The sequence below is a fragment of the Coleofasciculus sp. D1-CHI-01 genome (assembly GCF_040218875.1).
Taxonomy (GTDB): domain Bacteria; phylum Cyanobacteriota; class Cyanobacteriia; order Cyanobacteriales; family Coleofasciculaceae; genus Coleofasciculus.
Genome location: NZ_JAVJQP010000171.1, coordinates 1 through 11854 on the forward strand (window position 1 = coordinate 1; position 11854 = coordinate 11854).

Consider the following 11854-nt stretch of genomic DNA (forward strand, 5'->3'; position numbering starts at 1 on the left):
ACAGTGGATAAAGTGCAAGGAAATGGGGTAGCATCCTTCATAAGTATGGCATCACCTTGCTCAGGTAAAATGTACCCTTGCTCCCCCAGCTCCCCCAGCTTCCCCAGCTTCCCCAGCTCCCCCTCACCACAAGACTTATTCAGCAGACCCCAATTAGACATCACAATTACCCCATTCCCCCTCATCCCCTAACCCCTTCTCCCTACCCCCCTCGTTCCCCCCTACCCCCCTCGTTCCCCCCTACAAGAGGGGGGATGACAGAGGATACTTCGTTTTTGTGGCACGGGGGAGGACAGAGGATACTTCGTTTTTGTTGCATGGGAGAAGGGGAACCGGATTTTCTTGCTCCCCTCTTGCTCCCCTCTCCCAATATTGGGAGAGGGGCTGGGGGTGAGGGCTGGCTTAAATTGACACGGATACAAGTCTTTGCGCCCCTACGGTTTCGGGTCTCCCATCCCAATTCATCTTGCTAAGGTGTGCCACGCCACTACAGATAAAGCTTTTTCGTAACTCCTATGAATTATTCATAATTTGTATCAGCAGGCTCCACTTATATAATCCCAGACCTTGAGTCTGAGGACAACCGATTTAACCATGAATCCAACCCAAACCAGTACCACCATTAAACTTTTATCCCCCACGCTGCACCTCTATCATTACGTGCTGCGAAATAGCCTCAACGAACGCCCAGAAACCACAGACAAGCGGCGGCAATTCTTCCAAGAAAACCTACAAAACCTCTCCACCCACCTCACCAGCAGCACCAATAAACGGGCATCAGATTTTGTTCAACTCATCCCCATTGAACAAGAATTAGCCCCCTCTGGAAACGTCCTCGATTTCACCACTGTTCCGCCAGAATGCCAAAAACCCAACAATGACCGACTGTATTTAGAGACAGGAATTATTCACAGTCGCCTAGTCGCACGTCGCCTCAATGACACCTACCTGCTGCGCTTCACCAGCTACGTTCCCTCAATTCACCAAGAACAAGCCCTACCCATCTTTGCGAATCTAGGTGAACATATTGCCAACTTACCTCTGGAACTCGGACAAACCGTCATCCTGGGCGGAATTTTACCCAATTCCTACTATTCCCCTAGCGATATTCCCCAAATCGCCGCCAATTGTCTCAGTCAATACTATGGTACACAAATTAACCCAAACAATCTGAGAGTTGAGGAATTTTTAAACAGCCCATTTTGTATTTACGCCCAACCCGTTACTATCCAAAAATTTAATAACTATGCTATCGAATCCATCCATCTAAGCTGTGTTTTCCTCTATCAAGACCCAACCATTGAGCAGCAAGCGGATAAAGTGTATCGCATCTTCCAAGATATGCTACTCAGTTATCATAAAATTCACTTTTTCCATTCCCAAAGCATTATCTTAAAAAAGATCCTCAGTCAACAGTACGAAGCTATCGAACGACTCACCGAGGACTACAATCAACAAAAATGGGATAGTCAATCTCTGAAAAAGCTACCCCAAGACTCTCTGGACTATTATAAAAAGCTCTCTTTTCTACAAGACCAATCTAAAACCGTTGGCGTCAATTTAAAGAATTATCAAGAATGTCTCCGACAAATTCAACAGCAAACTGGACAGACCCCACCGCAATTCTTCACAGAATTCGAGCAAGAGATTAGTTTTTACCGGGAACAAATGGAAGCAAATATTGGTTTTCTCAGTCCCGGTATTCAACTCTATGAAAAACTCATGCTGAGTGTACAAACCCAAGTGAGTATTGATGAAGCCGCCCATCAAAATCAGCAGAATCAACAACAAGCGAAACTGGGACAAATTTTAGCAGGTGTGGGTGCGGCGATTGGCGTCGGTCAAATTATTGAAGCCCCCATCACCGCCACAGTTTCTCACCGTCTGGATAAAGGTAAACCTGAACCCTCAATCGCAAGTTCCTGGCTAGGGGCATCATTGAGTGTTCTTCTCAGTATTGGCATTGGTTATTGTATCAGTTTAGCCGTTTATCGATGGTTTACTCAGTCCAAAGTATCGTAACCTTGGCTCGGCAACCCAAATAGAGTCTGCTGAATAAGTCTTGTGGGGGGTAAGCTGTTCGGTATTTAAACCTTAATATCAATAATGGCGCAATCCTTGCCGTAGTGCGTTTAGCGAAGCCATGCCGCAGGCTTTGCATCTTGCTCGCTACTAATAAGCTGTTTGGCATTTAAACCTTAATATCAATAATGGCGCAATCCTTGTAGTGCGTTTAGCGAAGCCATGCCGCAGGCTTTGCATCTTGCTCGCTACTAATACCCAATTTAAATGCATGACAGCTTAGGAAGCTGGGGAAGCTGGGGAAGCTGGGGGAGCAAGGGCACATTTTTCCTGATAGCGGTGCAAGGTTTTTGATGAGTTTGATTCTCTTTCCTGGAATGTGAACAAACTCTATTGACTTTTTTTGCCCACAGCAATATAATAAAAGGTTAAGTCGAGTAAGTCAGCTTAATCCAAGACTTCACCGAGAAATCTGTTTCAGTGACAAGGTGAAGCTGGAGCGGGGGAACCAACTTTTGGGGCATATCTCAGACTCGAAACCCGAGTCGAGAGGGACAACTCTCAGTCCTAGCCCGTCAGCTAACTCCGTAGGCATTGGGAGGAGACTGAAGAATCAGCATTTTTAGGAATGTCTCGATTTCATCAGTTTCAGGCGCTGGTACTGCTCAGTTTTTTGTACCTGCTTTTTGAAGTTGAGGCTTTGCCCATGTCGTTTCAGTTCAGCGTTGCGGCGATTTGTTGCGGGTGTAATGGGTATACATTGACGTGAGGATAAGCTGTTCGGCATTTAAACCTTAATATCAATAACGGCGAAAGCCTTGTAGTGCGAGCATCTTGCTCGCTACTAATACCCAATTTAAATGCATGACAGCTTACCAGTGACTATAGCACTACAGGGATACGTTAGGACATTTCTCTGTTGCCTATTGCCTATTGCCTGTTGCCTTTTCACCCAATTTTATTGTCCTAACCTCAATGCGTAGTGCTATAAAACACCAGTCTAGTAATCCAAATCGATGCAAGAATGCCCACAATAATGTAACAAAAGCAACCCAATTAGCCCTTTGGTAGAGACTTTTCTTAGAAGTCTCTACTAACTGCTATAACTAGACCTAGGTTATAGGCATGGGGTTGTTTTTTCTACCCAATCTGCTTTTGTTACCCCTTTATCCTTTGGGTACTTTTTACTGTTCGTTGAACATCTTCCCCTTATCCACTTCAATCATCAGGAAATTTATGGAAACTTGGTCTCAGATTATTGCATTTTCAACGTTTGTGGGTGTCATTCTCTTGGTTATGACCGAATGGATGCACCTAACAATTGCGGCTTTTTTGGGGGCATTACTGCTAATTTTTGTCCACGTTATGACGCTGAACGAAGCCGTTGACTACATCAGTCAGAGTTATGCTACCCTGGCTTTATTCTTTGGCGTAATGGTTCTAGTCCGGGCATTTGAACCCACTAAGGTATTTGACTACTTGGCTACACAAATGGTGGTATTAGCGGGAGGAGAAGGAAAGCGACTTCTGCTGGGAATTGTTGCCATTACTACTCCAATTTGTGCCATGTTGCCGAATGCGACAACGGTAATGTTATTAGCCCCTTTAGTGCCACCCTTGGCGCAGGAAATTGGGGTAAACTTCGTGCCATTACTAATTTTAATGGTGTTGGTGGCTAATAGCGCTGGATTACTCACACTTGTCGGTGATCCGGCAACCTTTATTGTCGGGGATGCTGTCAATATCAGCTTTACCGACTACTTGTTTCAGTTGAGTTTAGGGGGAGTTATTGCTGTTGCCGTGATCCTCGTCATGCTGCCCTTTTTATTCCCAAAAACTTGGCATAAAAAGCTGGATAATTTGAATCAACTGCCCCAACCTAAAATCAATCATCCTAGAGTTTTAATCGCTGGGGGGTTTATCATGGCGTTTGTGCTGGTGTTTTTTGTCGTAGGAGAATCCCTACCGATTCCAATTTCCCCAGCGGCTGTCGCTTTGATGGGAGCAGCGTTAGCGTTACTGTTGGCTCACCATAGCAAGATTGATACCGTTAACAACATTTTACGGGATGTAGACTGGAGTACCTTGCTATTTTTTATGTCTATTTTTGTGATTATTGGTGGACTGGAAAAAACGGGTATCGTTAGCGGTTTATCCAGACTCCTAGCCGTACTATTGGGACGAAATATTTTCCTCGGTTCACTCTTGCTACTTTTCTTAGTTGGTTTACTATCCAGTGTTGTTCCCAATATTCCTCTAGTTGTGGCAATGGTGCCACTGCTTAAACAGTATCTAGTTAACGTGGGTTCTGTGGGAGCAGATGTCCTATCTCCAACCTTTGAGGGTCAATTTCCCCCAGAAGTACTACCCCTGTTCTATGCCATGATGTTTGGGGCTACCTTGGGAGGGAATGGCACACTCGTTGGCGCTTCTTCCAATATCGTAGCGGCGGGTATTTCTGAACTCCATGGACGCCGGATTTCGTTTAAAACCTTTTTGGGTTACGGCGTACCTGTAATGGTGATACAACTCGTAACGGCAGCTTTATATATTACGATTCGCTTTTTCTTATAATTCCCAATTTACTTGTAAATAATCTATGCAAATTGCCCTCACCCTTGGCATTTTAATCCTCGCTTTAATTGCGTTTATTGCCGAATGGCTGCCCGTCGATGTCACCGCTCTGCTTATTGCCGTTGTCTTAATGCTGTTGGGATTAGTTACCCCGGAAGAAGGAATCTCTGGCTTTAGTAACTCGGCTACCATTACAGTAATGGCAATGTTTATCCTGAGTGAAGGAATTGGACGCACGGGTGTGATTCAAGTGGTTAGAGACGTGCTGATTAAATGGGGCGGAAAGAATCCCAGACAACAAATTTTTGTCATGGGGGCGATTGTCGGTTCGATTACTGCCTTTATCAACAATACGGCGGTTGTTGCTGTCTTTTTACCCATTGTGGAAGATTGGGGTAAAAAGCAAAATATCTCCGTGTCTAAACTGCTCATTCCCCTATCTTATGCCACGGTGTTAGGGGGAATGATTACCTTAATTGGCACCTCCACTAATATTGTGGCAAGTGGTGTATCTAAGGAACTGGGGTATGGCGAATTCGGATTATTTCAGTTTACGCCCTTAGGTATTATTACTTTTATGGTTGGATTACTCTACCTGACGCTCGCCGCACCCCGGCTTCTGCCCGATCGCAAACCATCCAGCAGCGATTTAGTCACCCAAAATTACGGTCTTAATGAGTATGTTAGCGAAGTTGTGGTTACACCGCGATCGAGTTTAGTCGGACAAACATTAGGGTCTAGTAAAATTCAGCGGACGTTCGATTTAGACGTACTGGAAATCATTCGTAATGATATCCACTTCCCTCAACCCTTGGCTGATAAAACCTTAGCCGTTGGTGATATTTTACTCGTGCGGGGGAGCCGAGAGGATTTATTGAAAATTAGAACCAAACGGGGACTAGATATCCTGCCAGAGGTTCAGTTTGGCGGGAAAGCGTTTGGGGAAACTGAACTCAGTTCAGTAGAAGAAGGCGTGGCAGAAGTCTTAATTTTATCGAACGCCAATCTTGTTGGTTCTAGCTTGAAAGAATTACGGTTTCGCCAACGCTATAATGTTACAGTATTAGCAATTCGGCGAGGAGAAGAACTGCTGCGAGAACGAATCGGTCAAATTCCCTTACGGTTTGGCGATTTGCTTTTAGTCCAAGGTCCCAAGCAAAGTTTAATCGGATTACAAACCAGTCGCGATTTACTGGTCATTGAACAGCGAGACACCGAAACCCTCCGCCAAGATAAGCTAGGAATTGCCCTGGCGATTGTGCTGGGTGTTGTGGTTATTGCTGCCTTCGATTGGGTACCTATCTTAGTAACGGCATTAGCAGGAGTTATTTTGATGATTGTAACAGGCTGTCTGAAACCGGGAGAGATGTATAATGCCGTGCGCTGGGATATTATTTTCCTGTTAGCTGGACTTTTTCCTCTCGGTATCGCGATGGATAAATCGGGAGCAACGGAATGGTTAGCTAGCCATTTAGTTGCTATGGGTGGGAATCTTTCGGGCTACTGGATTTTAATGTTCTTCTACTTAGCTACGTCCATACTCACCGAACTCCTTTCCAATAATGCTGCCGTAATTCTGATGATACCCATTGCCGCAAACGTTGCCACAACGCTGCATCTTAATCCCCTTGCCTTTATGTTTGCTGTCACCTTTGCCGCTTCTAACAGCTACCTGACTCCAATTGGCTACCAGACGAATACAATGGTTTATGGACCCGGTGGCTATAAGTTTCTGGATTTCACTCGAATTGGTGCGCCTCTCAATTTGCTGCTGACGGTAATAACGCCGATGCTGATTATTTGGTTGTATGGTTTAGCACCGACTTGACCAATGACAAATGACCAATGACGAATGACGAATGACCAATAACAAATGCACCTAAAATTTACTCAAGACATTGAATCCCTACTCAGCCGATTAACCCATCAACCCCTAACGCTTAGAGATATTCTCACAGAAACCTCTGAGCGAGGATTCAGCTTGGTCATTGGCTTATTAGTTTTACCCTTTTTGTTTCCCATGCCTCCCGGAGCATCAAGTGTATTAGGATTAGGCTGCTTAGTGTTATCCGTACAAATGGCTTTAGGACGGCGAAAACCGTGGTTACCGCGAAAAGTAGCCAACTTCCGATTCCCCCCTAGTTTGAGTTTAAAACTGCTCAAAAATTTGAAGCGAGTGATGAGGGTGCTGGAAAAAATTGTGCGCCCTCGTTGGCTAACTGTAGCGGAAAGTCCTAAAGTCTGGCGCTGGAATGGGTGTTGTATGTCTTGGCTAACCCTGCTACTGATATTACCGTTTCCGTTCACGAATCCGATGCCAACTGCTGCCATTTTGTTATTGGTTGTTGCTACTTTAGAGCAAGATGGTTTGTTGATGTGTGTGGGATATGGATTAACCGCTTTAGTGACTCTAGCTTTTGCTTTTATTGCTTATGCCCTCTGGCAAAGTACTCATTTCCTGCCTATTTCATTTTGAAGAAATAGTGGATAATAGAATTGGATAAAAACAATAGAGTGATCGAGGATTTTTTCTGAATAAAAGCTAGTCAACGTCAGGTATCTGGCAAAACAACTTACCGAGAGCGCTAAGTTAAAAATTCCCCCCAAGGGCGGATTTTAGGTGTCTCATTTTTTAGTTAGGTTTATTCCGCAACGTTTTCCGCTTAGACTAATCACCGCCAACTATGTCATTTACTACACCCTCATCTGCATCTTCAAGTCCTCTTCCCGATACCACTCAACCCTGGCATACCCTGGATATTGAGCAAGCACTAGAACATCTAGAAAGTGACCCCGACAGGGGTTTAACTCCCGCACAAATTAGCCAGAGACAGCAGCAGTATGGGTTAAATGAATTAACAGAAACAGGGGGGCGTAGTCCTCTGGCAATCTTATGGGATCAGTTCACCAATATCATGTTAGTGATGCTGATTGCCGTAGCCATCGTTTCAGCCATCCTGGATTTAGGCAATAGGGTATTTCCCAAAGACGCGATCGCGATTTTTGCGATCGTGATTTTAAATGGTTTGCTCGGCTATCTCCAAGAAAGCCGTGCTGAAAAAGCCCTCGCCGCCCTCAAGCGCCTCTCTTCCCCTAAAGTGCGGGTGCTGCGAGACGGGAAACTAATGGAAATTTCCGGTAAGGAATTGGTGCCCGGAGATGTCATGCTATTAGAAGCAGGGGTACAAGTCTCGGCTGATGGTCGTCTAATTGAAGCGCAAAACCTGCAAATCCGCGAATCTGCCCTAACTGGGGAAGCTGAAGCTGTACACAAGCAACCCGACGTGCAACTGAGTGAAGACGCCCCCTTAGGCGATCGCATAACCCTGGTATTTCAGGGAACCGAAGTCATTCAGGGGCGAGCCAAGGTACTGGTGACTAACACCGGGATGCAGACGGAATTAGGGCGAATTGCCACAATGCTGCAATCGGTGGAAACGGAAGCCACGCCGCTACAGCAGCGGATGTCTCAGTTGGGAAATGTCTTAGTCAGTGGTTCCCTACTCTTAGTCGCCTTGGTTGTTGTTGGCGGTATGCTGAACCGGGGGTTGGGACTGTTTGAAGAACTTTTAGAAGTATCCTTAAGTATGGCAGTGGCAGTCGTCCCGGAAGGCTTACCTGCTGTGGTTACCGTTACCCTGGCGATCGGTACGCAGCGGATGGTGCGCCGTCATGCTTTGATTCGTAAGCTACCTGCGGTGGAAACCCTGGGTTCTGTGACGACGATTTGCTCTGATAAAACCGGTACCCTCACCCAAAATAAAATGGTTGTTCAGTATGTTCATACCCCTGGAGATACCTTTGCGGTGACGGGTGACGGGTATGCACCGATTGGAGAATTCCGGATTCAGGAATCAGCGATTACCGTTCAAGACTATCCCGACTTGCAAACCCTGTTAACCGCTTGTGTCGTATGTAATGATGCCCGATTACAGCAGGAAAAGCAGGAATGGACGATTTTGGGTGATCCCACTGAGGGGGCGTTGCTATCCTTGGCAGGTAAGGCAGGATTTTTTGAAGAGTCGTTGCGTCAACAGTTGCCCCGAGTCGCCGAGTTTCCCTTTTCCTCTGAACGTAAGCGGATGAGTGCGATCGCTCAGACGCAGCATGGGGAAGACATTACATCCTACATCATGTTTACCAAAGGCTCACCGGAGCTAATTTTAGAGCGTTGCACCCGGATTCAGGAGGGTAAACTCACGCCGGAACAACGGGAGCAGATTTTGGAACAGAATAACCAGATGGCTGGGAAAGGCTTGCGGGTATTGGGATTTGCCTATAAACCCTTGCCAGATATTCCCCCGGATGGTGCTTGGGAGGAGAGTGAACAAGGATTAATTTGGCTGGGGTTAGTGGGAATGCTGGATGCGCCGCGTTCCGAGGTGCGGAAGGCTGTGGCTCAATGTCGGGAGGCGGGAATTCGCCCAGTGATGATTACAGGCGATCATCAGTTAACAGCACGCGCGATCGCAACTAATTTGGGCATTGCTAAAGACGGGGATATTGTTCTCACCGGACAAGAGTTGCAAAAACTCTCGCAAGCCGAATTAGAGCAACAGGTGAACCAGGTGAGTATATACGCCCGTGTTTCCCCGGAACATAAACTGCGAATTGTCCAAGCCTTACAAACTCAAGGTGAATTTGTGGCAATGACGGGGGATGGAGTCAATGACGCCCCCGCCCTCAAGCAAGCGGATATCGGTGTAGCCATGGGTATTACGGGTACCGATGTGAGTAAAGAAGCCAGCGATATGATTCTGCTGGATGACAATTTCGCCACTATCGTTCATGCGGTGGAAGAAGGTCGAGTGGTGTATACGAATATTCGCCGCTTTATCAAATATATTCTGGGCAGCAACATTGGAGAAGTGCTAACTATTGCATCGGCACCCTTAATTGGCTTAGGTGGCGTACCCCTGTCCCCCCTACAAATTCTCTGGATGAACCTCGTCACCGACGGATTACCCGCCCTCGCCCTGGCAATGGAACCCGCCGAACCCAATGTGATGCAGCGTCCCCCCTACAATCCACGCGAGAGTATTTTTGCCCGTGGGTTGGGGCTTTACATGGTGCGGATTGGGATTATATTGGCTATCCTGACCATCATACTCATGGTCTGGGCATATAACTATGCCCATGCATCAGGAGATCCGGATCGGTGGAAAACGATGGTATTCACCACCTTATGTTTAGCCCAGATGGGACACGCGATCGCGATTCGTTCTGATACTCAGCTAACGGTGCAACTGAATCCCTTCTCCAATCCTTATGTTCTGAGTGCTGTCACCTTGACCACGGCATTACAATTAATGCTAATTTATGTGGCTCCCCTACGGGATTTCTTTGGCACTCACTGGTTAAGTCCTCAAGAACTTTTAATTTGTCTTGGTTTTAGCGCTTTAATGTTTGTTTGGATTGAACTGGAAAAACTGGTGATTAACTGGTTCAGACGTCGGCAAACGGCGATAGGTTAACCGGAACCTACTCTAAAAGGTGATCATACCATTTCTCTTTAATCGGAGATGATCACCCCCACAGCTACTGACTCAACCATGCGATCGTGCCCCTTAACAAAACTTATTTAGCTAGCTGCCTAAATTTTGATAAAAATTTAATCAATGTCCAGCACTAAGCAGGTAGAATAGAAGGATTCTTCAGCAGAATCACCGCTATCGTTGAGGCACTCGGCAATGTCTTCTCACGAACACCTCTGGAAAAAAGGCTTCTCAAAGCCCAATTCGACCCCCGTGCCGAATCCCTTCAAGATACAGAGGCGTCGTGTCAAAGCCTTATCACCAAATTTATCGCCAAAGGAAAAACTACAGCTAAAACAGCAAGCTGATCAAATCTCCCAGTTAGGTTATAACTCCCTCAACATTCCGATTAAAGCTCCAGATCCCACAACAACCCAAGCGATTCCGAGTCAGCCCAACTCAGGTGATGTGACAAATCAGCCGACAACGCCAGCCGCTGATGCTGTAGATGTTCAGGCAGATGGGTTAGATGATTTAGACGATCAAGACGAGACGAATGAGCGCGACGAGATTTCTTTAGCCTCAGCCTCCAATAGTTCCGCATCAGATGGAAGTATTCAGCGTCAGGAAATATCCGACAGTGAAGCCGAGGAAATCGCTGAACCCCAGGTAAACAGCGTTGAGAATCCAGAAGAAGAAACTGAAATCCAAGCGAAAGCGAAACAACCCGCTCGTAATTTCCTAGAACTCCCCATCAACGCTCCTGGTACATCGCCAGTTGAAAACGAGGAAAAAGTCGAACCAGACGCTGAAGAAGAACCGCAGGAGTCGGATGAAACTATCCAACGCCAGGAAATACCAGAGGCGGAAGAAGACGAGATATCATCGAGTGAGTCTCAAACGGTTCAACGCCAAGGAGAAACTTCAGACACACCCGATCAACAAACCGAACAATCAGAAGAGTATCATAATTTTATCGAAATTCCGGTCAACGTTCCCGGTACACCCTCATCTTCGATTCAGAGACAGGTTAATTTGGGCAGGTTGTCGAATCAGATTGTCCAGCCAATAAAACCTACCCCTAACCCCGGATTAAATCGACTCAATACCTTTAAATCTCAGCGAATTGAGTCACCTATTAAGCCAGTTAATCCTGTATTGAATCAGTCATCCGCTCAAACGGTTCAACGTCAGGACAATGCTGAGGATGAAGACATCCAAAACCAGCCTCTCCAGGAACCAGAGGCAGAAACAGTTCAGAAAAAAGAAACACCGTCACAATCCTCTGACGCCACAGCTACACCCTCTCTCGAACAATCCATTCAACAGAAGCGCGGTAGTGGACAAGTCTTATCTGAGAACGTGCGTCAGCCAATGGAGCAGGCGTTTGGGGCAGATTTTAGTCAGGTAAAAGTTCATACCGATTCTGAATCAGACAAGCTAAATAAATCGATACAGGCAAAGGCATTTACAACGGGTAAAGATATCTTCTTTAAAAAGGGAGAATATCAACCTGATAGCAAGCCGGGACAAGAATTATTGGCACATGAGTTAACTCATGTCGTACAACAAAATGGTAATCAGGTTCAGGCGAAATCCGTTAAGCAAGTCGCGACGAAAAGCAATAAGTTAGAGACAAAACTAAGGCTCTTTCAGACTAACTATGATAAAATACTAAAAAATAATCTCCATAATCCTTGCTACGCAAGAATCATGGAGATTAAAAAAAGCAATTCTAATAAAACAGGCTTTTGATTCTGTTAGAGCCTTTGCTACTTAAGGGT

The 11854-nt window shown here is 45.9% G+C and carries 6 protein-coding genes and 1 riboswitch; all 6 genes read left to right on the forward strand.

Annotation, left to right across the window (positions count from 1 at the left end; translation table 11 throughout):
• The first annotated feature begins 594 nt into the window (after positions 1-594).
• Positions 595-2022, forward strand: a complete 1428-nt coding sequence (locus RIB93_RS29675; protein WP_446378462.1) for a hypothetical protein — start codon at positions 595-597, stop codon at positions 2020-2022.
• A 471-nt stretch (positions 2023-2493) separates the two neighbouring features.
• A riboswitch (cyclic di-AMP (ydaO/yuaA leader) is annotated at positions 2494-2631 on the forward strand.
• Positions 2632-3258: 627 nt separating this feature from the next.
• Positions 3259-4596, forward strand: coding sequence for an ArsB/NhaD family transporter (locus RIB93_RS29680; RefSeq protein ID WP_446378464.1), 1338 nt, complete (start codon positions 3259-3261; stop codon positions 4594-4596).
• Positions 4597-4621: 25 nt separating this feature from the next.
• Complete coding sequence (locus RIB93_RS29685; RefSeq protein WP_446378466.1) at positions 4622-6424, forward strand: SLC13 family permease; 1803 nt, start codon at positions 4622-4624, stop codon at positions 6422-6424.
• 45 nt (positions 6425-6469) lie between these two features.
• Complete coding sequence (locus RIB93_RS29690) at positions 6470-7072, forward strand: exopolysaccharide biosynthesis protein (RefSeq protein ID WP_446378468.1); 603 nt, start codon at positions 6470-6472, stop codon at positions 7070-7072.
• Positions 7073-7280: 208 nt separating this feature from the next.
• The gene (locus RIB93_RS29695; protein ID WP_446378470.1) at positions 7281-10070 is read left to right on the forward strand and encodes a cation-translocating P-type ATPase; all 2790 of its coding nucleotides are present in this window, start codon (positions 7281-7283) and stop codon (positions 10068-10070) included.
• 216 nt (positions 10071-10286) lie between these two features.
• Positions 10287-11825: an eCIS core domain-containing protein gene (locus RIB93_RS29700; protein ID WP_446378474.1), complete on the forward strand. Its 1539-nt coding sequence runs from the start codon at positions 10287-10289 to the stop codon at positions 11823-11825.
• The last annotated feature ends 29 nt before the right edge of the window (positions 11826-11854 follow it).

Coding starts and splice junctions, on each gene's coding strand:
- RIB93_RS29675 (WP_446378462.1), top strand. CDS start 595: ATGAATCCAACCCAAACCAGTACCACCATTAAACTTTTATCCCCCACG.
- RIB93_RS29680 (WP_446378464.1), top strand. CDS start 3,259: ATGGAAACTTGGTCTCAGATTATTGCATTTTCAACGTTTGTGGGTGTC.
- RIB93_RS29685 (WP_446378466.1), top strand. CDS start 4,622: ATGCAAATTGCCCTCACCCTTGGCATTTTAATCCTCGCTTTAATTGCG.
- RIB93_RS29690 (WP_446378468.1), top strand. CDS start 6,470: ATGCACCTAAAATTTACTCAAGACATTGAATCCCTACTCAGCCGATTA.
- RIB93_RS29695 (WP_446378470.1), top strand. CDS start 7,281: ATGTCATTTACTACACCCTCATCTGCATCTTCAAGTCCTCTTCCCGAT.
- RIB93_RS29700 (WP_446378474.1), top strand. CDS start 10,287: ATGTCTTCTCACGAACACCTCTGGAAAAAAGGCTTCTCAAAGCCCAAT.